The sequence below is a fragment of the Natrinema salifodinae genome, from assembly GCF_900110455.1.
Lineage (GTDB): Archaea > Halobacteriota > Halobacteria > Halobacteriales > Natrialbaceae > Natrinema > Natrinema salifodinae.
In genome coordinates this window covers 562,444-586,236 of the sequence record NZ_FOIS01000002.1, presented here as the reverse complement: position 1 = coordinate 586,236, position 23,793 = coordinate 562,444, and the positions used below count along the sequence as shown (strand labels likewise).

The window sequence follows — 23,793 nt, the reverse complement described above, 5'->3', positions numbered from 1 at the left end:
ATAAGATATAAAAACAGTAGGGCGAATCGAGTTGGCGTCCGAGGTCCGAGCGCGACTCGGCCACCCCGGGACGACTCGAGTCACTCGGGACCCAGTTCGGTTCGGACCATCGCTTCGAGTCGATCCAACCCCAGTTCGAGCCGGTCGCGGTCGTTCGCGAAGCTCAGCCGGAGGTGTCCCTCGCCGCCGTCGCCGAAGGCCTGGCCCGGGGCCGCCACGACCTCGTAGTCGTAGAGCAGTCGCTCGGCGATGTCCGTGCTCGTGCCCTCGAGCGCGCTCACGTCCACGAACGCGTAGAAGGCCCCCTCCGGCCGGGCGGCGGAGACGTGGGGGATCGACTCGAGGCGGTCGACGACGTAGTCGCGGCGAGCGCGGAATGCGTCCGCCATCTTCTGGAACGGGTCCTGCGGTCCGGTCAGCGCCTCGAGCGCGGCGTACTGCGCGGGCGTGTTGACGCAGGAGGTCGTGCTCTCGTGGATCTTCGCGATCTGCGTGACGAGCTCGGCCGGCCCCGAGAGCCAGCCGACGCGCCAGCCCGTCATCGCGTAGGCCTTCGAGAAAGAGCCGATCGAGAGGACCCGCTCGTCGCGGTCGGTGACGCTCGCGACCCGAGGCGGCGTCTCGTCGTAGGTGAGCTCCCTGTACACTTCGTCGGCGAGTACGTAGGCCCCGTGTTCGGCGGCGGCGCGGACGACGCGCTCGACGGCGTCTTCGGTGACCACGCGGCCGGTCGGGTTCGAGGGGGAAGTCAGCACGACGGCCGCCGTATTCGGCCCGATCGCGTCGACGATCCGGTTGGGGTCGGGCTCGAAGCCTGTCTCGGCCGGCAACGGCACCTCGACGGGGACGGCGTCGGCGAGTTTCGCCTGTGAGATCGGGTTCGGCCAGGCGGGCGTCGGGACGACGACCGCCTCGCCCGGGTCGGCGGCCGTCTGAATCGCGAGGTGCAGCGCCTCGACGCCGCCGTTCGTGACGACGACCTCGGACGCCGGGTCGACCGTCCGATCCGTTTCGGCCGACAGCGTCTCGGCGAGGGCCGCTCTGAGTTCGGGCGTTCCCGCGTTCGAGGTGTAGCGCGTCGCGCCGGCGCTGGCGGCGTCGTACGCCGCATCGACGATGTGCTGTGGCGTGTCGAAGTCGGGCTCGCCGAACTCGAGGTGGACCAGATCGACCTCGTCCTCGCTCTCGTATTCGGCGGCGCGTTCGAACATCACGCGGATCTGCTGGGCCTCGATATCGCGGACGCGATCCGAGATCCCGGTCTGACTCGACTCGCCCGGATCGGAGGCGGCGGAAGGGCGGTCCATTGCTCGAGACGTACACCGTGAGCGGCAAGAAGATTCGGAGTCTCGAGTGGTGAACCGAGGGTAACCCGCTGAAAAGAGCTATTCGTACTCGTAGAACCCCTTGCCCGACTTCTTCCCCAGGTCGCCGGCCTCGACCTTCCGCTTGAGGAGGTAGGCGGGTGTGTACCGGTCGCCCAACTCCTCGTGGAGCGTCTCGGAGGCGTGCAGGCAGACGTCCAGGCCGATGTGGTCGGCGAGGGTGAGCGGTCCCATCGGGACGTTCGTCCCGAGTTCCATCCCCGCGTCGATGTCCTCCTTCGTGGCGACGCCCTCGTCGTAGGTGCGGATCCCCTCGTTGATCCAGGGCATCAGGATGCGGTTGGTGACGAAGCCTGGCTTGTCGTCAGCCTCCCAGGTCGTCTTCCCGAGGTCCTCGGCGAGGTCGTGGGCCAGGCTGGTCGCCGCGTCGGTCGTCTTCTCGCCGACGACAACCTCGACGCCCTCCATGATCGGAACCGGGTTCATGAAGTGGAGCCCGATCACGCGTTCGGGGTGCTCGAGGTCCGACGCGATCGACGTGATCGAGAGCGTGCTCGTGTTCGTCGCCAGCAGGACGTCCTCGTCGCAGACCCGCTCGAGGTCGGCGAACACCTCCCGTTTGACGTCCATCTCCTCGAGCGCGGCCTCGACGACGAGATCGCAGTCGGCCAGGTCCTCGACGGCCGTCGTCCCCTCGATTCGGTCACGGATCGTCGCGGGTTCGTCCGCGAGCGCGTCCCGGTTCGCGAGCCGTTCGAGGCTGTCGTCGATGTTCTCGAAGCCGCTCTCGACGAATTCTTGTTCGATATCGCGCATCACGACGTCGTAGCCGTTGGTGGCGGCGACCTGTGCGATGCCGTTGCCCATCGTCCCCGCGCCGACCACGCCGATCCGGTCGATTCGGTCGCGTACCATGCTCCGAGTTCGACGGACGGGGTGGTAAACGTGGGGGCTCGATTCGCGCGGCTGCGAACCGTGAGCCGGTCGGACGACGGGGTGAAGCGAGGGAGAGGATCGAAACGACTCGCCGAGTACGTACGTGATCTGGCATCGAGAGCCCCGTTTATGCGTAGCGGGAGCGTATACGCGGTATGGTAACCGGCAAACCGGATCCGAAGGACGTCGCTCGCCGCTACGTCGAGACGGTGTGGAACGAGGGGAACGTCGAAGAGATGGACGAGGTCCTCACCGAGCACCAGGTGTACCACGACCCGACGGGTGACGGAAAGGAACCGCTATCGGAGTTCAAGGCGTTCATCAGGGGGTATCACCGGGCGTTTCCGGACCTTCAGTTCGCAGTGGACGACTACATCGCTGAGGGCGATCTGGTCTCGTTCTGGGGGCGTGCGACCGGCACCCACGAGGGTCGATTCATGGGCATCGAGCCGACGGGAAACCGAATCGACATCATGGGGATCAACGTCGTCCGCGTCGAAGACGGGAAGGTAGCCGAGCGATGGGCGAACGTCGACATCTTCGGCATGCTCAAGCAACTCGGACGGGACCCCTTGGCCGAATAGTAGCCGACCACGAGCAGCAGGCGTTCTCGATTCGGGTTCTGAACCGGTCGCACACTCACTCGGGACCTCGCTCGCGAAACGGTGTCAGAAACCAGATGGGAAGGGGTAGTTACGCTCGTGAGTGAACACAAAAACAGCAACGTCCCTCCCGACAAGCGTTCGCGTGTAGAACGGGTAAAAATTGGACCACCAACAACTGATAAGTAGGTGGGACAGCCGGTGGAACCATGCAACGGGATCTCATCCGGTTTCACAACGTCGGCGACAGCCGACCGGTCGAGGGCCGCGACGGACGGCTGCTGCAGCGCGTTCCGGAACCGGTCCGCCGCAAACTCAACGACGGCGCGCAGTCGCGGATGCGCCACCCCGCCGGCGTCGAACTCCGGTTCGTCCCCGACGGCGCCGCGACGGTCACGCTCTCGACGATGCCAGGCGGCAGCGCCGAGGCCGGCACTGTCCGCGTCTTCTGGGGCCCGGTTCAGGGCTCGACGGAAGTCGTCGTCGGGACCGAGCCGACGCCGATCGAAGTTTCGATCCCGGAGAAGCTCACCGACCTCGAGCCGACGGCCCGCGAGGACCTCGCCTTCGACCCTCGCGTCTGTCGAATCCGGTTACCCGGCGAACACCGCGGCGGACCGATGGTCTACCACGGCGTCGACGGCGACGTCCGACCGCCGCGCGAGGACGAACTTCCCGACCGGCGCTACCTCGCGTACGGAACCTCGATCACCGAGGGCGAGGCGCCGCTGGCCGAGCACCTGACCTACGCCGACCAGGCGGCGCGCCGACTCGACGCCGACCTCATCAACCTCGGCTCCTGTGGCACGGCCTACTGCGACGTCGCGATGGCCGACTACATCGCCAACCGCGGCGACTGGGACGTAGCGACGCTCTCGATCTCGGTGAACATGGTCGGCACCTTCGACCCCGCGGAGTTCCGCGGGCGGGCCGCGCGAATGATCGACCGGGTGGCGAGCGTCCACCCCGAAAAGCCGGTCGTCCCGATCACCATCTTCACGAACGCTCGCGACGTCTGCCGGAGCGCCGAGGAGGGGGACGAGTGCGAGCGGTTTCGCGAGGAACTGCGCGCGGTCGTCGCCGAAACGCCCCACGACAACGTCCACCTGCTCGAGGGGCCCGAACTGCTCCCCACGATCGAGGGGCTCACGCCCGATCTGGTCCACCCCGGTGACAACGCGATGATCACGATGGGCGAGGCGCTCGCCGCCGAACTCGAGGCGCTGCTCGAGGACTGAGCACAATTCGTCGCGGCGGTCCGGACCACCCCGGGCGGGTCCGAAGGCCGATCGACCGAGGGTAATCTTCAAGGATCGACAGTGAGAGCTACCGACAACTGGTGAATCGTGTGAGCAAGAACGACGCCCTCGGCGAGCCGAGAACGCAAGACGGCAGCGAGGCCGAGAGCGAAGCTGACGCCGAACCGACAGGAGAGAGCGCCGGCGAGACGACGGAACCCGTCGATCTCGGAATCGGCATCTCGGTCGATATCGACATCGACGACGTCGACGAGGACGCCGAGCACGTCGAACTCGAATTCGACGAGAACGACGTCCTCGAGTCGGCCGACGAATCGACGCGAAACGACGGCGACGGACCACGACCTGAGCGGGCCAAAATCGGCCCCGAGGAACGGGAGGCGCTCGCGGGCGCCGGCATCGATCCCGACGCGGTTCGGAGGAAAGAGCACTCCTACCGGCTGTTGCTCGACGCGGACGTCGACGAGGAGACCGCCGACGAACTGCGCCGCCGATTCTCCCTCCCGTGGTCGTTCGACGGCGACGGCGACCTCGAGCGGCGATCGAACGAGGTTCGGGGCCTCGGCGACGCCGAACGCGAGTGGATCGCTGTCAGCGGCGACGAGGACTGGCAGACCTTCGAGTACGAGCACTCGGTGCCCGTCTCGGTGGGCCGGGAGCGACCCTCCGAGCGGCCGTATCCGAAACCGACGCCCGTGACCGCCGTGACCGGCGTCGGCCCCGACGACGCCGACGTCCTCGCCGAGGCCGGCATTCGCTCGGCCGAGCGCCTGGCGACGATCGACGCGATGACGGTCGCCAGACTGCTCGACCTGAACGTGTTGCACGTCCGATCCTGGCGCCATAACGCTCGGGAACTGCTGGAGTGACCGGCGATGGACCCGTACGTGAGCTGACGAGGATCGGCGTATTCGCGACGTAATTACTACTGTTGTACGTAATTTCGATAATTAGGACCACCAGAGATATATAGCGGCCTGTTGGACCGACTAACAGATGCTTTCGATCGACGACTCTCCGATCGTCCGCGACGGTAAATCATTAATTCTCGCGATGGACCACGGGCTCGAGCACGGCCCGGTCGACTTCGAGGAGGTTCCGGAGAAACTCGATCCGGCGACGGTCTTCGAGACGGCGACCCACGACGCCGTCACCGCAATGGCCGTCCAGAAGGGGATCGCGGAGGGGTACTACCCGAGCTACGAGGACGACGTAAACCTGCTGGCGAAACTCAACGGCACGTCGAATCTCTGGATGGGCGAACCCGACTCGGCGGTCAACTGGTCGGTCGACTACGCCGCGGAGGTCGGCGCCGACGCGATCGGCTTTACCGTCTACAGCGGCTCCAACCACGAGGTCGAGATGTTCGAGGAGTTCCGTGACGCCCAGGAGAAGGCCCGCGAGCACGACCTGCCGGTCGTCATGTGGTCCTATCCGCGCGGCCAGGGGCTGAAAAACGACACCAAGCCCGGCACCATCTCCTACGCGACCCGCATCGGGCTCGAGTTGGGCGCCGACATCGCGAAGGTCAAGTATCCCGGTAACGCTGAGGCGATGGAACACGCCTGCAAGGCCGCTGGTGACATGAAGGTCGTCATGAGCGGCGGCTCGAAGACCGACGACTACGAGTTCCTCTCGACCGTCGAGGCCGCCGTCAACGCCGGCTGTTCGGGCCTGGCCGTCGGCCGCAACGTCTGGCAGCGCGAGGATCCCACCCGCATCCTCGACGCGCTCGAGAAGGTCATCTACGAGGAGGAAACTGCAGACGCAGCCCTCGAGGCGACCGAATAGGGATGACGGTGTCCGATCCAGTCGTCGAAGAAGTCGTCGCGACGATCAGCCGCTCGGCGACCGAGATTCGGCAGGGGCTGATCGGCCGCCGCGGCACGGTCGACGGGGAGAACCCGAGCGGTGAGACCCAGGCCGAGGCCGACGTCTGGGCCGACGAACTGCTCGGCGACCGCCTGGCGTCGATCGACGGCGTCGGCCAGTACGCCAGCGAGGAGCGGCCCGACGTCGTCGACTGCGGCGACGATCCGGCGACGTCGGACGCGTACGCGGTCGCGGTCGACCCGCTCGACGGCTCGTCGAACCTCAAGTCCAACAATGCGATGGGAACGATCTTCGGCGTCTACGACGCCGCGCTCCCGGCCCGCGGCGAGACCCTGGTGGCCGCGGGCTACGTCCTCTACGGGCCGATCACGACGCTGGTGATCGCCACCGACGAGACCGTCGCCGAGTACGAACTCTCCGGCGGCGAGCGGCGGCTCGTCGAGCGCGACGTCACCGTCCCCGAGGAGCCGGTCGTCTACGGCTTCGGCGGGCGCGTCCCCGACTGGCCCGACGACTTCCGGGCGTACGCCCGCGAGATCGAGCGGGAGCTCAAACTCCGGTACGGCGGCGCGCTGATCGGCGACGTCAACCAGGTTCTCACCTACGGCGGCACCTTCGGCTACCCGGCCCTGGAGTCGCGGCCGGCGGGGAAGCTCCGCCTGCAGTTCGAGGGCAACCCGATCGGCTACGTCGTCGAACAGGCCGGCGGTCGCTCCTCAGACGGCGAGCGCTCGCTGCTCGCCGTCGAGCCCGACGAGCTCCACGACCGGTCGCCGCTGCACGTCGGCAACGACGAACTGATCGACCGGCTCGAGGCGGCGCTGGCGTAGCGGACGGCCGCGGCGAAGGTGCGGCGATGCAGAATCAGTTTTCGTTTTCGGCTCCATCTCCGTCCGCAGTGCCGCGTTCCCGCTCGCTCTCACTCCCGCTCCGTCCGCCCGTCCAGGCCGCCGTTACGGCGACGTAGACGGCGACCCCGCCCAACAGGAGGGTGTAGAACGCCCAGCGGGGCCAGGTGTTCTCGAGGAACAGCAGCGTCAGGAACAGGACCCACAGCGAGACGACGAGCAGGTCGCCGACGAGTCGCAAGACGGTCCGGACCGTACTGCCGATAGTGTTGCGCGTGCGGTACGAACGTGACGAGCGAGCGGTATCGTTACTCATGTGTCAGAAGTGATAGCCGTGGGTCTCGGTCAGTCGATAGGCACCGACGCCCCAGACGTAGCTCTGGCCGGGCCACCAGGTCCGGGCGTTGTTGAACCCCGCGATGAGGACGTCGCCGTCGTCGCTCTCGGGGTCGCGGTGGTAGCTCACGGAGCCGCTGTCGCCGTCGGTCAAGTCCATCTCGCCGCCCCAGCGGATCTGTCCGCGGCGACAGAAGTCGTCGGTGAAGCAGGTAACGGCGTCGACGCCCTGAATCTTTCCGGTCGTGTGGCCGGTCAGCGCCCCCACTTTCTCGAGTTCCTCGCCGCGGGCGACGAGGTCTGCGAGCCCGAACCTGGTGAGCTGTCCGCTGACGCGGGCCCGTTCCGGCGCGTCGATTCGGCTGGCCGGTTCGATCGGCCCGTTCGGTTCGATGGCGGCGATATCCTCGGCGGGGTGGTAGCTCGCGACGGTCCCGAGTTCGGCGTGTTCGGCGCCCTCGCGCGGTAACAGGAGCGTCCCGTCGGACATCTCCTGCTCCCCCGCGAAGGCGTGTCCCGCCGTCACGAAGAACCGCTGTTGGCTATCGGGATGGTACAGCGCCGGCCCCAGCGTCGCCAGGCTCGACGGCGTCTCGACGGCGACGCCGCTGGGAACGCGGCCGTCCGGCGTCACGTCCGCGAGCCGGGGCTCTCGGTTTCCGGGGTCGTCCTGGATGTCTTCGACGTCGATGAACGTCTCGACATCGACGAACGTCTCGACGTCGATCTCGATCCCCTCGGCGAGTTCCCCGACCATCTCGCTGACCGAGTGGCCGTCGCTCGAGACGCCGATGGAGACGGTGGCCGTCTCGCTGTCGTAGGTGCCGGGGACGACCGCACTACCGAGGTAGCCGGTGAAGGCTAGGCGGGCCAGGCGATCGTTCACGTCGAAGGCCTTCTCGACGGCCGCGTACCACGCCGCGGGGACGTACCGCGTCCGTTCCTGGACCGACCAGGGGTCGTCGGGGTCGTCCCTGACGAGGGCGGTGACGACGGGGACTTCGTCGTTGCCGGCCGCGAGGAAGTCGTCGACGCCGAGCCACTGGGCCATCCCGACGGCGTAGCCGCCGCTGACGAGAGTTCGCAGGAACTCCCGTCGGTCCATGCCGCGGTCGACCCGCTCGCGAAGCGTTGCCAGTCGATGGACCAGACGCTCGGTGTGTGCCTCCGACATATCGCAGTTCTGGTGGTCGCTGCCGTCCCGCTCCGTCGTCACGTCCCATCGGGGAGCGGGATCCGTAACCGTGGAAACGAACGACAAAAACGACGAAAGCGGTTCTGCCTGCAGTTGCCGCCGAAGATGTCACAGCCACCATATGACGAGTTCCGTACCGGTATCTTAAATGAAACGAGATAGTTACACTCTCGAAACCCGACGCGAGGGCGACGGAGAGCGGCGGATACCATTGCCGATCCCGCCCGGATATAATGCCTGCACGACTGAACGCGAGCGTTCGTGTCACCTGGCCGGTCAGTGTACGATGTCTCCGTGTTGGTGACCACGGAGGCAGAACGCACTCTCAATCGGGTCGCGCCGCGACAACGCACCCTCCTCATCCCCTCGCAGCGAGCTCCGCAACGATCACCACCGATCGTTGCGGTGCGATCCGGTCTCTCCTCTTTCCCTCTGCACCCTCCCCGTGCCGTCCCGCCCGCGAGCCGCTGACGGTTCGCCTTCCTCCGCTCTCGGCGACGGACTGTAACGATAGACGACTGCGAGTCAGGTAGCCTGACGGGTTACGATCCGATTACGTCCGCACGACGCTCCAGTCCGCCGGCGTCGACGGCCGTCGTCGTCGATCCGCCCGTCTCGTTCCGCCGCCGTTCTCGATCGTCTCCGCCGGGTACGCCGGCCGTTGCGAGCGGTTACGACCGCTTACCGAAATCGGTGACACCGCTACGCCTGCCATAACAATACCCCCCGCGATGGAATCGGCGCGTGCTTCCGCTGGCGCGGCGCGGACGATCGACGAGCCGGTTCGATTCCGGCGGGGAGCCTATGAGTTCCGAGGCCGAGACCGGGGCCGGTGCCGGAACCGGTGCCGAGGGTGCGATCCTGCGCCGCCGGCTGCCCGGCGACGTCACGCCCGTCGACCTCGAGCGACTGCTCTGGGTCGTCGTGGGCGTCTCCCTGCTCGCCGACGTCGTCACGACGTTCCTCGGCCTCCACCTTGGCCTGGCCGAGTCCAATCCGGCCGCTCGCAGCGCGATCGACGGCTACGGCCTGGCCGGCATGCTCGCTCTCAAGGCGTTCGCGGTCGGCGTCGGCCTGGTCTGTCGCCGCCTCCTCGAGCCGGTCTACCGGCCCATCGTGCCGGCCGGCCTGGCGGTGCCGTGGCTGACCGCGGCGGCGCTCAACGTGTACGCGATTTCGATGGTGCTCTGAGCCGGCTCAACGCCCGTCGTCGAGCGCGCGCCGCACGTCTCGCACCTCGGCGAGCACCGCCTCCCACTGCTCGCGCCGACCCGGAACCCCGTTCTCGCCGTCGGCGGCCAGGCGCTCGCGTTCGGCCTCGAGCCGCCGGCGGACCCGTGCCGGTTCGTCGACGTGCCAGAATTCGAGGTCAGCGCCGCCCGCGGTCTCGATCGTGACGGTGCCGTAGCCGACGATCCGGCCGACGGGATCCTGTTCGACGGTCGTGTTCTGGACCCGATCGAGGGAGACGGTCCGGACGGTCACGCCGAGGACGCCGCGACGGGTCGCAGCGACCGCGTCCGTGACGACGAACGCCGTCCGTGAGACGCGAGCGTACTGCCACAGCGCCGGCGCGACGACGACCGGAACGCCGACGCCGGCGAGCGGCGGGAGGACGTCGACGGCGATCGCGACCAGCAAGACCGCCGTTCCGACGACCGCGAGCGCGACCCACGGGAGGACGGTCTGGATCCGCGGCCCGTCCAGCCAGCGGACCCGGTCGTCCCCGCGCGGGAGCCAGGCCGGCTTCGATGGCGCCAAATCGTCCCCGCTCCGGAGATCGACGGGGCCGCCCGTCGGCTCCGGTCCCGACTCGGCCGCATCCTCAGACGGATTCGTCCTCGTCATACTCGTACGTGCGGCGATCGGCGGGTCGAGCGTCGTCGGTTCGGCCGTCGGTTCGGCCGTCGGTTCGCTGGCCGTTGGTGCGCTGGCCGTCGGTCCGGCCGCTCTCGGAGGTCTCGGAGGTCTCGCGGGCGGACCGGTCGGCCGGCCTCTTTTCGACCGCCTGGCGGATCGCCCGCAGTTCGGCGAGGATCTCGTCGAGCACGTCCTCGCTCGGCCGACCGGCAGCGCGCTCACCGCGGTCGGGGTTGCGGTTGCGATCGACCTGCTCACTGATCCGTTGCTGGACGCCTTTCGGGTCGGGGACCGATTTGAAGGCCATCTCGACGCCGGCGCCGCCGGCGGTGCTGATCTCGACGGTGCCGTAGCCGAAGCGAGTGCCCAGGGCGCTCTGGCCGTAGGAAATGTCCTGGACTTTCTCGTGTTCGATCCGCTTGACGTCCCGCGAGAGGACGCCCGTCTTCCGGTACAGCGCGCGGGTCGTCACGACGTAGTGGGTGTTCGTCACCCGGAGGTACTCGCTGGCGATGACGACGAGTCCGATCAGGACGATCGAGAGCGGGATCCCGATCGCGAACGTCGGAACGAGCGTGCGTCGGTCCGGACCGCCCGCCCAGACGACTTCCTCGTCGTCGTCCAGGGACAGCCAGTCGAGGTCGCCACCGGCGTCGGCGTTAGCATCGGCGTCTCGTCCGGTCATAGGTCCGCAGTCGAACAGTGCGTACAAAAACGCGTCGTCTGTTCGAACCGTCTCGAGCCGCCGACGAACGCAAGGGTCAGCCCGAAACGGATCCGAACGCAACCTCCGCGCGGGTGAGTCACGTGACTGCACAGCGATTCGAGCGGGACGAGACCGACGCGGCTCTCGACCGCGCGGCGGACGCGGTCGCCGAGCGCGCGACGTCGATCGACGAGGGGTTCGACCGCCTGGTAGACGACATCGCGGACGCGGACGTCGTCCTGCTGGGTGAGGCCACCCACGGCACCTCGGAGTACTACCGCCTGCGGGCGCGGCTGACGGCCAGGCTGCTCGAAGAGCGCGGCTTCGAGTTCGTCGCGGTCGAGGGCGACTGGACCGACTGCTACGAGGTGACCGAGTACGTCACGGGGCGGACCGAGGCCGACGACGCCGGCGAGGTGCTCGCGTCGTTCGAGCGGTGGCCGACCTGGATGTGGGCCAACTGGGAGGTCGCGGCGTTCCTCGACTGGCTGGCCGAGTACAACGCGGACCGGCCCCGCGGCGAACGGGTGGGATTCTACGGCCTCGACGTTTACAGCCTCTACGAGTCGATGGCCGCCGTGATCGACTACCTCCGAGACCGCGATCCCGAGTTGGCGGACCGGGCCAAGGACGCCTACCACTGCTTCGAGCCGTACGGCGAGGATGCACGGGAGTACGCCCGCTCGCTTCGGCTCATCCCCGAGGACTGCGAAGCGGAAGTGCTCGACGTGTTGCAGGGCCTCCGCGAGGAAACGGTCGAGCACCACGCGGACCGCGACCGCGACGGCGACGACCTGCTCGCCGATTTCGCCGCCGAGCAGAACGCCCTCGTGGCGAAGAACGCCGAGTCCTACTACCGGGCGATGGCCCGCGGCGGCAGCGAGTCCTGGAACGTCCGGGACCGACATATGAGCGAGACCCTGGACCGCTTGCTCGAGTTCCACGACGGCCCCGGGATCGTCTGGGCGCACAACACTCACATCGGCGACGCCCGCGCGACGAGCATGGAAGACCGCGGGAAGCTCAACCTCGGCCAACTGGCCCGCGAGGAGGTCTGCGAGACCGATACCGACGTCGCCGCGGTCGGCTTCGGCTCCCACCGCGGCACCGTCATCGCCGGCGACGAATGGGGCACGCAAATGGAACGCATGACCGTCCCCGAAGCGAAGGCGGGCAGCTACGAGGACGTCTTCCACCGAGCCGACCTCGACGACGGAATCCTCGAGTTCGATCGGGGGTACGGCGTCGCGGGCGACGCGACCGACGACGGTGATCCGCTCGTCGAGCCCCGCGGTCACCGCGCGATCGGCGTCGTCTACGATCCGTCCTATGAGGGCGGCAACTACGTCCGGACGGTGCTCCCGGACCGGTACGACGCGTTCGTCTACGTCGACGAGACCGAGGCGCTACACCCCTTCGACATCGAGGGCGGCGAGACGCCGCCCGAGACCTATCCCTGGGGCGTCTGAATCGCGTTTCCGTTACCTCACTCGACCATCTCCGTCTCCTCGCCGGCGTCCTGCTGGACCCAGATCGTCTTTGTGTTCACGAACTCCCGGATGCCGTGTCGTGAGAGTTCCCGCCCGTATCCAGAGTCCTTCACGCCGCCGAAGGGCAATCGCGGATCGGACTTGACGAGTTCGTTCACGAAGGCCAGGCCGGACTCGAACTGGCGGGCGACCCGCTCGCCCCGCTCGAGATCCTCGGTCCAGACGCTCGCGCCGAGCCCGAAGCGGGTGTCGTTGGCCTTCTCGATGGCGGTCTCCTCGTCGGGGACCCGAAAGACCGTCGCGACGGGACCGAACAGTTCCTCCTGATCCGCGGGTGCGTTCTCGGGGACGTCCGTGAGCACCGTTGGCGGGTAGAACGCGCCATCGCGGTCCATCGGCTCGCCGCCTAACTCGATCTCGCCGCCCTGATCGACCGTCTCCTCGACCTGTTCGTGGAGGTCCTCCATGAGGTCCTCGCGGGCCTGCGGGCCGATGTCGGTGTCCTCGTCCATCGGATCGCCGACGACCTGGTCGTCCATCGCGTCGACGAACCGGTCGACGAACTCGTCGTAGACGTCGTCGACCACGACGAACCGCTTGGCCGCGATACAGGACTGGCCGTTGTTGATGAGTCGCGCCTGGACCGCCGTCTCGACCGTCTGCTCCATTGGCGCGTCGTCGAGGACGACGAAGGGATCGCTGCCGCCCAACTCGAGGACGTTCTTCTTGAGCTGGCTGCCGGCGGTCTCGGCGACCGAGCGGCCCGCGCCGTCGCTGCCGGTGATGGTGACGGCCGAGACGCGGTCGTCCTCGATCACCGCGTCGATCTCGCTCGAACTGATCAACAGCGTCGTGAACGCGCCCTCGGGGAACCCCGCCTGCTCGAAGACGTCCTCGATAGCTCGCGCGCAGCCGGGGACGTTCGACGCGTGTTTCAACAGCCCGACGTTGCCCGCCGCCAGGTTCGGCGCGGCAAAGCGAAACACCTGCCAGAACGGGAAGTTCCAGGGCATGATCGCCAATACCGGCCCCAGCGGCTGGTAGGCAACCACCGTGCGCGCGCTCTCTTCGCTCGCGATCACCTCGTCCTGGAGATGTTCGGCGGCGTGTTCGGCGTAGTAGTCACAGACCCACGCGCACTTCTGCACTTCGTCGCGCGCCTGGCCGATGGGTTTCCCCATCTCCTCGGTCATCAGTTCGGCGTACTCCTCGGCGTTGTCACGGAGCACGTCGGCCGCCGTCGCCAGGAGCCGCTGGCGGGTCTGGATCGGCGTCTCGCGCCACTCCTCGAAGGTCTCCGCCGCCCGCTCGAGGTGCTCCTCTCGCTCGTCGTCCGAGGTCTCCTCGAAGCGGTCGACGACGTCGCCGGTCGCCGGGTTGGTACTCTCGATAGACACGCGGTGACGGACCACGGGGAGCGGCTTAGAACATTGGGTGGCCTTCGAAAGGACCGCTTCGAGCCCGCACTACGAGCGCGGGCGGTCCGGTCGTGTCGAGCCCGCGGATTCACGGATCGTGGGTCCGGTGGGCCGTGGAATCGATATGCAGCGCCAAGCGTTTTGCCCGCGGATCGGGTACCGCCGGCACCAGTGCGACCAGCGGGCGCTTGCGAACCGGCCGGCCCGTTTCCGCGGCCGCGTGGCGGCCCGATCGGCCACCCGTTCCGCTTGACTCACTCAATCTACGATGACAACGACCGATTCCACAACCGAACCGGACGAGACGGAGAGCGCCGTCGAAACAGCCCGTCGCCAACTCGAGCGCGCGGCCGCCCACCTCGACATCGACGAGGGGGTGATCGAACGGCTGCGCCACCCCACGAGCGTCTACCGGGTCTCGATCCCGCTCGAGCGCGACGACGGATCCCAAGAGATGTACACGGGGTATCGCGCGCACCACGACAGCGTGCGCGGGCCCTACAAGGGCGGACTGCGCTACCACCCCGGCGTCACCGAAGACGAGTGTATCGGCCTCTCGATGTGGATGACCTGGAAGTGCGCGGTGATGGACATCCCGTTCGGTGGGGCCAAGGGCGGGGTCATCGTCGACCCCAAGGACCTCAGTTCCAACGAAAAGGAGCGGCTCACCCGTCGGTTCGCCGAGGAGCTTCGCCCGATGATCGGGCCGATGAGAGACATTCCCGCACCCGACATGGGGACCGGTCCGCAGTCGATGGCCTGGTTCATGGACGCGTACTCGATGCAGGAGGGCCAGACCGAACCGGGCGTCGTCACCGGAAAGCCGCCGGTCGTCGGCGGTTCCTACGGTCGCGAGGAGGCGCCGGGACGGAGCGTCGGGATCGTCACCCGCGAGGCGCTCGCGTACTACGACCGGGACCCCGCGGAAACGGCCGTCGCCGTCCAGGGATTCGGCAGCGTCGGCGCCAACGCCGCCCGCTATCTCGACGAGCTGGGCGCCTCGATCGTCGCCGTTTCGGACGTCGACGGCGCGATCTACGACCCCGACGGGCTCGACACGGGCGACGTCGAAGGACACGACGAGAGCCCGGGGATGGTCTCGGGGTACGACGCTCCGGAGACGCTCACGAACGAGGAACTGCTCGAACTCGACGTCGACGTGCTCATCCCCGCCGCGATCGGCAACGTTCTAACCGGGGAGAACGCCCGCGGGGTCGACGCCGATATGATCGTCGAAGGGGCGAACGGCCCGACGACCTCGACGGCCGACCAGATCTTCGAGGAGCGCGACGTCCCGGTGATCCCGGACATCATCGCCAACGCCGGCGGCGTCACGGTCAGCTACTTCGAGTGGCTCCAGGACATCAATCGGCGAAGCTGGCGCCTCGAGCGGGTCAACGAGGAACTCGAGACGGAGATGCGCCGGGCGTGGACCGACGTCCGACGGGAGTACGAGTCGCGTGACGTCACCTGGCGCGACGCCACCTACATCGTCGCGCTCGAACGAATCGCCGCGGCCCACGAAGCGCGGGGACTCTGGCCGTAGGCGGCCGACCGACCGCGAAATCGGCGGAGTTCGCGCTCCCCGGAAGTCCGGATCCGCTTGACCGCCGCTCCCCCACACCCCTCGTTCAGAGTGAAATCGGCTCGCGAGGGCGGGTCCCGGTCGCAGGAGCGGCGACGAAGCGCAGCCGCCGGACCGATTTGTGACTCTCCGCCATCGTCGATGACCGGCCTCACGAAAACGAACTGAGATCGACGTCGCGATCCGCCGCCGACTGTCCGTTCTCTCGAAGTTGGTCGTACGTCGGTAGCTCCTCGAGCGAGGCGTCGCGGCGCACCGCCTTGACGATGTGCTTCGGATCGGTGACCAGGCGATGCAACAGATAGCTCCCCTGGGAGCGGCCGCCGCCGGTCTTCTCGGACTCGATGACGCCGAGGAAGGCCTGTTCCTTGAGTTGACGGTAGAGCCCGTTCTCGGTGATCGGATCGTTGGCGACCAGATCGCAGATGCCGACGTAGCGCTTGTAGATCTCGCGGGTCTTGTACGTTTCCCGATCGCCCGTGATGATGCGACTCGCGAGCGCGTAGAGGGCGAGTTTCGCGTGAACGGTCGCCCCGCTGGTGAGTTCCTCGATACGGTTGATCTCGGCGACCTCCTGAGCCTGCTGGATGTGTTCCTCCGAGACGGTCTCGCTGCCCGTGCGGCGGGCGAGTTCGCCAGCTTCCTTCAGAATCTCGATCGCCTTGCGCGCGTCGCCGTGTTTCTTCGCGGCCAGGGCGGCGCAGAGTTCGATCGTCCCGTCCTCTAAGACCTCCGGCTGGAAGGCGTCCTCGCGGTTGCGCATGATCTCGCGGAGTTGGGAGGCGTCATAGGGGTGGAAGAACAGCTCCCGGTGGCCGAAGCTGCTGTCGATGCGCTCGTCTAAGGTCTCCCGGTACTGGACCTTGTTACTGATGCCGATGACGCCGATGTACGCGTCCGTCTTCCGGGCCTCGCGGGCGCGAGAGAGTTGCATCAGAATGTTGCTGTTATCCAGTTTGTCGATCTCGTCCAAGATGACGATGACGGCGTCGAAGAAGTCCTCGAGGATCCCCCAAATGTGCTGGTAGTACTCCATCGTCCCGACGCCCCGCAGCGGGATGTTCTGCTGGTACCCGGTCTGGTCTTTCAAACTGAGCGCCAGCTGGCGCGTCGCGCGGGTCTCGGTGTTCGCTTCGGAACAGTCGACGTAAAGGACGGCGCAATCGATATCGTTGCTTCGGGCGGCGTCCTGGGCGCGGGTCGCGACGTGTCGAGAGATGAGACTCTTTCCGGTGCCGGTCTTGCCGTAGATCATCACGTTGTTCGGCGGATCACCGCGCGTGATCGCGCCGACTTCGGCGGCGACCGACTGGATCTCGTCGTCCCGACCGACGATCCGGTCCTCGTCCGGGACGTGACCGACGTGGAGGAGCTCTTTCCGATTAAAGATCGGATCGTGAGATTGAAAGAGCGGATCCCCACCAGTCTGTTCAGCCATGTCTCCGTCGTGGGAGACGGACATAATAAAACTATGGAAGGTAGTTCAGACTGATAAACAGCCGTACGAAGTGGGTAAACGGCACCGAATCGGTCGCGAAGGTGAACAGACGACTGCGGCCGGATGCAGACTGAATCGCCCGTTTAGTTCCTCACCGTGGCCCCCACCCCTCGTTCAGACTGAAAGCGGGAGAACGAGAGGTGGGGTGGGGCGGGATGGAGCGAGGTGTGGTGGGGCGGGGCAGGACGGAGTGAGGTAGGCGAGGTAGGATAGAGATGGCTAATGAGATGCCAGGGAACCTAGAAGCGATAGTAACGAAACCGACCCGACACCTCGTTACGCGAGTTCCGGACCACCGTTCGCCGCTCGATCCGTGCTCGGTGTCTCTGGTCGCCGCCTGGTCCGCTCTCAGTTCATTGGTTCTCGAATCAACCTTTTTCGAGTCACGAGTCTCCCCTACTAGATATAGATTAAATGTTATGGTATAGGTAGTATTTGTATGTAGTAGTACTAACTAGCTAGAGAATGAGTTCCTAGATAACGAGGACCGTGCTAGGAACCGTTCGTAGAGAGACCGAACCAACTAACCGGAAACGAGAAGCGAACCGGTAGTGAGAAACCGAAAGCAAGACGCGGGATATTCCCGGTAAATCTCGTTGAACGGCGGAAAATCGAGTAAGCGGCCGACCGCATCGCTCGTGACGTCGGTCCGTCTCATCCGTGTCCGGTCGTCGCTCCGACCCCGGTCGATCGCGCTTTCACTCTGAACGAGGGGTGTGGGCCCCCTGTCCGCCGATCCGTTCCCGTCGAATCGAAACCACACTCCCCGTTCAGAGTGAAAAATAGCCCCGGTCGACGGCGAGACGTTTTCACTCTGAACGAGGGGTGTGTGGGGTCTCGACACGCCGTTTCGATCACCCTAGTCCAGCCGCGCATCACCCTGGTCGAGCCGCGGACGACACGACCCCGCGTCGCGTATGCGCTTTCACTCTGAACAAGGGGTGCGACCGACGAAGACGGGGACGGAGGGGATGAAACCGGGCCCCGGCCGGCGACCCCGACCGACGGATCGCCGCCACACCTACGGCTTTGGGCCTGGCCGTCACAGACGAGACCATGGCTCGCAGAAGCGTCCTGTTCTCGCCAGGCGACCGCCCCGAACTGTGCCGGAAGGCACCCGGCGCTGGGGCGGACGTGATCGTCTTCGACCTCGAGGACGCCGTCGCACCCACGCGCAAGGGAGAGGCCCGCGAGGCGGTCCGAAGTGTCCTGTCTGACCCCGAGTTCGATCCCGACTGCGAGGTCTGCGTTCGGGTCACCGCGACCGACGACTCGATCGCGGACGACCTCGACGCCCTGCTCGGAGGCGGGACGGACGTCGCCCTCGACGCCGTCATGCTCCCGAAAATCGGCTCGCCGGACGACGTCCGCGCGCTCGTCGACGAACTCGGGAAGTACGGCGCGGAGTTCCCCGTTTTCGCGCTGCTCGAGAGCGCGAGCGGGATCCTCGCGGCCGACGAGATCGCGGCCGTGCCCGCGACCGACGCTCTGGTCTTCGGTGCGGAGGACCTCGCGGCGGACGTCGGCGCGACCAGGACCGACGAGGGCACCGAAGTGCTCTACGCGCGAGAGCGGGTCGTGCTCGCGGCGGCGGCGACCGACTGCGCGGCGATCGACACCCTCGTCACCGACTTCGAGGACGAGACGGCTCTGCGGGAGGACACCGAGTTCTCGATTCAGCTGGGATACGACGGGAAACTGGCGATCCATCCCGCGCAGGTCGACGTGATAAACCGGGCGTTCACGCCCTCGCAGGAGGACCGCGAGTGGGCCGAGCGCGTCCTGGCAGCTAAACGAGAGGCCGACGCCGAGGGACGGGGCGTTTTCGAGATCGACGGCGAAATGATCGACGCGCCGTTGATCGCGCAGGCCCGACGGATCCGCGATCGGGCAGCTGCCGCCGACGGAACTGAATTCAACGATTGACCAATATATAATGTCTTTAATCTAATTTAGGTGAACGGACGTCCCATTCCGCGGCGGGTATTCGCTACGCTTATCCATGGGTCGGCAGAATCACCCTGGTATGAACGAGGATACCAATCCGTTCGAGAGCCTCCAGTCACAGATCGATGAGGCCGCGACGTACCTCGACGTCGGCGACGACGTTATCGAGCGGCTCAAACACCCGGAGCGAGTTCTCGAGACCAACCTCACGGTCGAACTCGACGACGGCTCCCTCGAGCGATTCACGGCCTTCCGATCGCAGTTCAACGGCGACCGCGGGCCCTACAAGGGCGGAATCCGCTACCACCCGCAGGTTTCCCGCGACGAGGTCAAGGCGCTGTCCGGCTGGATGACCTACAAGACCGCGATCGTCGACATTCCGCTCGGCGGCGGCAAGGGCGGCATCGTCGTCGACCCCGCCGACTACTCCGTGGCGGAACTCGAGCGACTCACCCGCGCGTTCGCCAAAGAACTCCGGCCGATGATCGGCGAGGACCGGGACGTCCCCGCGCCCGACGTGAACACTGGGCAGCGGGAGATGAACTGGATCAAGGACACCTACGAGACCCTCGAAAACACCACCGAACCGAGCGTCATCACGGGCAAGGCGCTCGACTCCGGCGGGAGCGAGGGTCGCGTCGAGGCGACCGGCCGCTCGACGGTTATCGCCGCCCGCGAGGCTTTCGAGTACCTCGACAAGGACCTCGAGGGCGCGACCGTCGCCGTCCAGGGCTACGGCAACGCCGGCTGGATTGCCGCCAAGCTGATCGACCGAATGGGTGCACACGTCGTCGCCGCCAGCGACTCGTCGGGCGGCATCTACGACCCCGACGGGTTCGACCCGGTTGCAGCAAAGGAACACAAGAACGAGACGGGCAGCGTCGTCGGCTACGAGGAGAGTGAGGAGGAGATCACGAACGAAGACGTGCTCACGCTCGACGTCGATCTGCTGATCCCCGCGGCCCTCGAGAACGCCGTCGACGCCGACCTCGCGGAGGACGTGAAAGCCGACGTCATCTCCGAGGCCGCGAACGGCCCACTGACCCCCGCGGCCGACGAGGTCCTCGAGGAGAAGGACGTCTTCGTCATCCCGGACATCCTCGCGAACGCCGGCGGCGTCACGGTCTCGTACTTCGAATGGGTCCAGAACCGCCAGCGGTTCTACTGGTCCGAGGAGCGCGTCAACGAGGAACTCGAGGGCATCATCGTCGACGCCTTCGACTCGCTCGTCGAGACCTACGAAGAACACGACCTCGACAACCCCCGGACCGCGGCCTACGTCGTCGCGATCCAGCGGGTCGCCGACGCCTTCGCGGAAGGCGGCAGCTGGCCCTAAGCCGACGGCACCAGGCGTCGCCCGCGACGACTGCGGCCAGCGACAATTGACGTATTAGCGACGAACTCGTTCGGTCTCACCCGTTCGACACTCGATCGCCCTATCGAATTGACAGACGGTCGCCGTTCCAATAAACACTTACCAACTGAACAGCCATGTGCAGGGAAATGAAACGGCGACACGTGATTGCAGGGCTCGGGGCCGCTGGCCTGGCGAGCCTCTCGGGCTGTCTAGGCGTGATCGGGATGGACGAACACGAGTCCGCACCCGCGGGCGTCGAGGCGGCCGCGCGCGAGGACACGGGCTACGAACAGACCGAAATCGAGCCGCTCCCGGTCGAACGGGACGTCGATATCGGCCCGCTGACCGAGACCGTGACGGTCACCAACCACATGACCAAACACGAGAAAGAGGTGGACATGGGGCCGCTCGGGAGCCGTCGCGCGGCCGTCTTCAACGTCGTGACGTCGCCACAGGTCGAGATCTTCGGGCGGGAACTCAATCCCCTCGAGGAGATGTCTCCCGAGGAGCTCATCGAGCTCGTCCGGAGCAACTACGACGGCATCGATAACGTCTCCCACGACGAGGATACCGACGTCACGATCCTCGAGCAGTCGACGACGAAGTCGCGGTTCACCGCCGACGCGGAGTTCGACGGACAGAGCGTCGAGGTCGACGTCCACGTCACCGAGGCCGTCGAAGCGGGCGAGGACCTGCTCGTGACGATCGGCGTCTATCCCGAACGACTCCAGATGCAGGAGGAGTCGAACGTCCAGACGCTCGCGGAAGCGGTGACGACCGAGGTCGACGAGGACGCCTCGAGCAGCGGGTCCGACAACGATGGCGGTTCCGAATCCGACGGCGGGGACGAGAGTACTGAGGACGACGAGAACACGGACGGAAGCGACGACGACAAGAGCGGCGACGGAAGCGGGAACGAAACCGATGGCAACGAGAGCGACGACGGCGTCCTCGGCTGATACCGCCGGGAAACGCGGTCGTGTCCGTTCTCCGGCCGAGGAGTTGCCACCGCGGGCCGGAGGGGACCGCCCGTGGCCGAGATCTCGATCGCCTACAGGCCGAGTTCGCGGCCGATGACGACGTGTTGAATCTCGCTCGTTCCCTCGCCGATCTCCATGAGTTTCGCGTCCCGATAGAACCGCTGTGGCGCGAAATCGGTCGTGTACCCGTAGCCGCCGAGCACCTGCACCGCGTCCTCGGCGACCTCGCGGGCCGCCTCGCTGGCGTCGAGTTTCGCGAGCGCGGCGTCCTTGGTCACCGGCTCCCCCCGATCGTCTTTTCGGGCCGCCTGGCGAGTCAGGAGCCTGGCGCGCTCGGTCTTGCGGTGCATGTCGACGATCGTGTCCCGGACGGCGTCGAACTCGCAGATCGGCTGCCCGAACTGCTCGCGCTCTTTGCTGTAGGATTTCGCGTGTTCGTAGGCGCCCTGGGCGAGGCCGGTCGAGAGCGCGGCGATCGAGATACGGCCGCCGTCTACGGTCTCCTTGGTCTGCTCCCAGCCGTCGCCCTCGGCGCCGAGCAGGCGGTCCGCGGGCAGGCGCACGTCGTCGAGCGCGATCTCGCAGGTCGGGGAGGCGTTAAGGCCCATCTTCTCCCAGACGGTCGTGACCTCGAACCCATCGTCGGAGTCGGGATCGACGATGAACGTGGAGATGCCGTCGGTGCCCGCCTCGGAGTCGGTGACCGCTTTAACGAGGATCGAGCCGGCCTCGGACGCGTTCGTGATGAACTGCTTGGTGCCGTTGAGGACCCACTCGTCGCCGTCCTTGCGGGCGGTCGTGGTCATGTCCGATGCGTCGGAGCCGCTCTCGGGTTCGGTCAGCGCCCAGCCGCCGAGGTACTCGCCCTCGGCGAGGGGGCGGAGCCAGCGATCTTTCTGCGCGTCCGTGCCGAACCGCTCGATCGGCTTCGAAGCCAGAGACGTGTGTGCAACGTAGGAGAGCCCGATCGAGCCGGAGATCCGGCCGAGTTCCTCGGCGACCAGGCTGTACATGAGCGTGTCACCGCCCAGGCCGCCGTACTCCTCGGCGATCGGGACGCCCAGCATATCGAGCTCGGCGAGCTGCTCGAAGATCTCCGCCGGGAACCGGTGTTCGTCCTCGATCTCCTGAGCGATCGGCTCGATCTCGGTCTCGCAGAAGTCCCTGACGGTCTCCCGGATCATCCGGTGTTCGTCGGGCAGGTCGACGGCCATACGCTACTCCTCGCCGGCGCGCGGAATAAACGCACCGCCGAGTATCAGCGTCGCGGCCGTCGGTGCGGTCGGTATCGGCCGCCGCGGCCGTTACCAGCCGCCGCGGTCGTTTTCATCGTCGCGATCGCCGGGGTCGTCGGAGTCGCCGGGGTCGGTGTCGTTCGAATTCCCCCAGAGATCGTACTCGTCGTCTTCGGTCCGGTCGCGGTCGGCGTGCGTGTCCCGGCCGTCGTCCCTCCCATCGGGTTGCGCGGGACCGCCGGCGCTGCCGCCGCTACCGCCACTGTCACCGCCCCCGCCGCGGACCGCCCCACGCTGCTCGGGAATCAGATCGAGGGCCGCGTCCGTGTCGCCCAGAAGCAACAGCGCGTAGTAGCGCAGGTACGCGACGACCGGCACCTGGACCAGTAAGGCGAGCACCACAAACAGCGGGATCCCAAGCAGGAGGACGATTAGATTGAGAAATGGGATAAACAGGAACAGAACGAACACGAGGAGGAACGGAATCGCGAGGACGAACATGAGGATCCCGATCGCGAAGCTGACGACCAGTTGGAGGAGCCAGACGAGCAGGAGATAGGCGAGATACTCCGTCCAGTTGGCGGTTAGCGTCTCCCAGAACCGCCGCCAGGCGTCGAGCGCGCCGACCTCCTCCTGTAGCATCGTCGGCGCGACGAATACGGTCGTGAATCGGTTGATGACGGCGTAGACGAGATACACCGGGATCGCGACGAGGGCGTACAGCCCCAGAAGCACCATCGAAACATCGCCCGCCGTCGCGAACACGATCGCCGTCAGGGGCGCCCCGAGGACGAGCAGCAGGACCAGGCTGAGCGCGAGTCGGAACCCGAAGAGGGACAGTCCGCGACCGACGTTTCGCCTGGTGTATCGTCGGAGCCGCACGTCGTCCGAGCGCAGGGACTCGAGGAACGTGAACTCGAGGAGCGAGCCCACGAGCGCGAAGGCCAGCCAGACGACCAGCAGGATGAGTCCGGCGACGACGAGCACCGGCAGCCATTCGCCGACGTCGATCGCCCCTGGACCGGGCTCCGGTCCTGTCCCCGGTCCCGGCGCTGGGTCGCCGCCGAATCCGCCGGAGAAGGCCGGGTTCCCGAAGCCGATGCCCCCGAGAAAGAAGACGATGACCGCGAGTTTGAGCCAGGTCCCGAGGCGGACCGGCGTCAGGAACGCCCGCGTCACGTCGATGGCGTCGCTCAAGTCGTCGATCGCGAACATGTGATACGAGTAGTATGTATCGGGTGATAGGTGTAGCGTTCGCTCGATCGCGGTCGAGACTCCGGACAGACCGTTCTACAGACCCGCACCGATGGGTCCCATCGATCGAAATCGCGCGTCCCGTCGGCGATACGTTTCGCCGGTAACACTTCGAGACGCATTTAACGC

Annotated in this window: 21 protein-coding genes; 11 read left to right on the top strand and 10 right to left on the bottom strand. The window is 66.6% G+C overall.

The annotated features are described in order from the left end of the window. Positions 1 to 80: 80 nt before the first annotated feature. Together BMY29_RS08240 and BMY29_RS08235 are read right to left on the bottom strand one after the other, a co-directional pair. On the bottom strand, positions 81 to 1,307 hold the full coding sequence (locus BMY29_RS08240) for a pyridoxal phosphate-dependent aminotransferase (protein ID WP_049988694.1): 1,227 nt from the start codon (positions 1,305 to 1,307) through the stop codon (positions 81 to 83). Positions 1,308 to 1,385: 78 nt separating this feature from the next. After that, positions 1,386 to 2,240, bottom strand: coding sequence for a 3-hydroxyacyl-CoA dehydrogenase family protein (locus tag BMY29_RS08235; RefSeq protein WP_049988693.1), 855 nt, complete (start codon positions 2,238 to 2,240; stop codon positions 1,386 to 1,388). 176 nt (positions 2,241 to 2,416) lie between these two features. Here BMY29_RS08235 and BMY29_RS08230 point away from each other — a divergent pair, with 176 nt between their 5' ends. From BMY29_RS08230 to BMY29_RS08210, 5 genes are all read left to right on the top strand, one after another. Then, entirely contained in the window at positions 2,417 to 2,845 is a 429-nt protein-coding gene (locus tag BMY29_RS08230) for an ester cyclase (RefSeq protein ID WP_049988692.1), read from the top strand. Between the two features lie 227 nt (positions 2,846 to 3,072). Next, entirely contained in the window at positions 3,073 to 4,101 is a 1,029-nt protein-coding gene (locus BMY29_RS08225) for a GDSL-type esterase/lipase family protein (protein ID WP_049988691.1), read from the top strand. 110 nt (positions 4,102 to 4,211) lie between these two features. Continuing rightward, a complete protein-coding gene (locus tag BMY29_RS08220; protein ID WP_049988690.1) occupies positions 4,212 to 4,991 on the top strand; it encodes a hypothetical protein in 780 nt (259 codons plus the stop codon). Positions 4,992 to 5,118: 127 nt separating this feature from the next. Next, positions 5,119 to 5,913, top strand: coding sequence for a class I fructose-bisphosphate aldolase (locus BMY29_RS08215; protein ID WP_049988689.1), 795 nt, complete (start codon positions 5,119 to 5,121; stop codon positions 5,911 to 5,913). Between the two features lie 2 nt (positions 5,914 to 5,915). Continuing rightward, a complete protein-coding gene (locus BMY29_RS08210) occupies positions 5,916 to 6,785 on the top strand; it encodes a class 1 fructose-bisphosphatase (RefSeq protein WP_049988688.1) in 870 nt (289 codons plus the stop codon). Positions 6,786 to 6,819: 34 nt separating this feature from the next. Here BMY29_RS08210 and BMY29_RS08205 read toward each other — a convergent pair whose 3' ends face one another. Next, positions 6,820 to 7,119, bottom strand: a complete 300-nt coding sequence (locus BMY29_RS08205) for a DUF8119 family protein (RefSeq protein WP_049988687.1) — start codon at positions 7,117 to 7,119, stop codon at positions 6,820 to 6,822. A 3-nt stretch (positions 7,120 to 7,122) separates the two neighbouring features. Continuing rightward, the gene (locus tag BMY29_RS08200; RefSeq protein WP_049988746.1) at positions 7,123 to 8,313 is read right to left on the bottom strand and encodes a hypothetical protein; all 1,191 of its coding nucleotides are present in this window, start codon (positions 8,311 to 8,313) and stop codon (positions 7,123 to 7,125) included. An 825-nt stretch (positions 8,314 to 9,138) separates the two neighbouring features. Between BMY29_RS08200 and BMY29_RS08195 the strand changes: the two genes are divergently transcribed. After that, positions 9,139 to 9,525, top strand: a complete 387-nt coding sequence (locus BMY29_RS08195) for a DUF5658 family protein (RefSeq protein WP_049988686.1) — start codon at positions 9,139 to 9,141, stop codon at positions 9,523 to 9,525. Positions 9,526 to 9,531: 6 nt separating this feature from the next. Here the strand turns inward: BMY29_RS08195 and BMY29_RS08190 are convergent, their stop codons facing one another. Together BMY29_RS08190 and BMY29_RS08185 are read right to left on the bottom strand one after the other, a co-directional pair. Further along, positions 9,532 to 10,182, bottom strand: a complete 651-nt coding sequence (locus BMY29_RS08190) for a PH domain-containing protein (protein ID WP_049988685.1) — start codon at positions 10,180 to 10,182, stop codon at positions 9,532 to 9,534. Beyond that, positions 10,160 to 10,879 (bottom strand): PH domain-containing protein, encoded by a 720-nt coding sequence (locus BMY29_RS08185; RefSeq protein WP_074854671.1) that lies wholly within the window; start codon positions 10,877 to 10,879, stop codon positions 10,160 to 10,162. The genes BMY29_RS08190 and BMY29_RS08185 overlap by 23 nt, the downstream gene beginning before the upstream one ends. A 122-nt stretch (positions 10,880 to 11,001) precedes the next feature. Here BMY29_RS08185 and BMY29_RS08180 point away from each other — a divergent pair, with 122 nt between their 5' ends. Further along, the gene (locus tag BMY29_RS08180) at positions 11,002 to 12,369 is read left to right on the top strand and encodes an erythromycin esterase family protein (protein ID WP_241471234.1); all 1,368 of its coding nucleotides are present in this window, start codon (positions 11,002 to 11,004) and stop codon (positions 12,367 to 12,369) included. A gap of 17 nt (positions 12,370 to 12,386) precedes the next feature. Here the strand turns inward: BMY29_RS08180 and BMY29_RS08175 are convergent, their stop codons facing one another. Further along, positions 12,387 to 13,787, bottom strand: coding sequence for an NAD-dependent succinate-semialdehyde dehydrogenase (locus BMY29_RS08175; RefSeq protein WP_049988744.1), 1,401 nt, complete (start codon positions 13,785 to 13,787; stop codon positions 12,387 to 12,389). Between the two features lie 289 nt (positions 13,788 to 14,076). Here BMY29_RS08175 and gdhB point away from each other — a divergent pair, with 289 nt between their 5' ends. Beyond that, complete coding sequence (gene gdhB, locus BMY29_RS08170; RefSeq protein WP_049988684.1) at positions 14,077 to 15,354, top strand: glutamate dehydrogenase GdhB; 1,278 nt, start codon at positions 14,077 to 14,079, stop codon at positions 15,352 to 15,354. A 190-nt stretch (positions 15,355 to 15,544) separates the two neighbouring features. On the opposite strand, the gene BMY29_RS08165 is transcribed toward gdhB, so the two are convergent. Further along, complete coding sequence (locus tag BMY29_RS08165) at positions 15,545 to 16,831, bottom strand: Cdc6/Cdc18 family protein (protein ID WP_049988683.1); 1,287 nt, start codon at positions 16,829 to 16,831, stop codon at positions 15,545 to 15,547. A 1,116-nt stretch (positions 16,832 to 17,947) separates the two neighbouring features. Here BMY29_RS08165 and BMY29_RS08160 point away from each other — a divergent pair. The 3 genes from BMY29_RS08160 (at position 17,948) to BMY29_RS08150 (ending at position 21,154) form a co-directional block, all read left to right on the top strand. Beyond that, a complete protein-coding gene (locus BMY29_RS08160; protein WP_049988743.1) occupies positions 17,948 to 18,817 on the top strand; it encodes an HpcH/HpaI aldolase/citrate lyase family protein in 870 nt (289 codons plus the stop codon). A 100-nt stretch (positions 18,818 to 18,917) separates the two neighbouring features. After that, complete coding sequence (locus tag BMY29_RS08155) at positions 18,918 to 20,174, top strand: Glu/Leu/Phe/Val family dehydrogenase (RefSeq protein ID WP_049988682.1); 1,257 nt, start codon at positions 18,918 to 18,920, stop codon at positions 20,172 to 20,174. A 167-nt stretch (positions 20,175 to 20,341) separates the two neighbouring features. Beyond that, on the top strand, positions 20,342 to 21,154 hold the full coding sequence (locus tag BMY29_RS08150; RefSeq protein WP_049988681.1) for a DUF6517 family protein: 813 nt from the start codon (positions 20,342 to 20,344) through the stop codon (positions 21,152 to 21,154). A gap of 92 nt (positions 21,155 to 21,246) precedes the next feature. Here the strand turns inward: BMY29_RS08150 and BMY29_RS08145 are convergent, their stop codons facing one another. Both BMY29_RS08145 and BMY29_RS08140 read right to left on the bottom strand, forming a co-directional pair. Then, the gene (locus BMY29_RS08145) at positions 21,247 to 22,389 is read right to left on the bottom strand and encodes an acyl-CoA dehydrogenase family protein (RefSeq protein WP_049988680.1); all 1,143 of its coding nucleotides are present in this window, start codon (positions 22,387 to 22,389) and stop codon (positions 21,247 to 21,249) included. A gap of 90 nt (positions 22,390 to 22,479) precedes the next feature. Next, entirely contained in the window at positions 22,480 to 23,625 is a 1,146-nt protein-coding gene (locus BMY29_RS08140; protein ID WP_049988679.1) for a DUF7544 domain-containing protein, read from the bottom strand. Between the last annotated feature and the right edge of the window lie 168 nt (positions 23,626 to 23,793).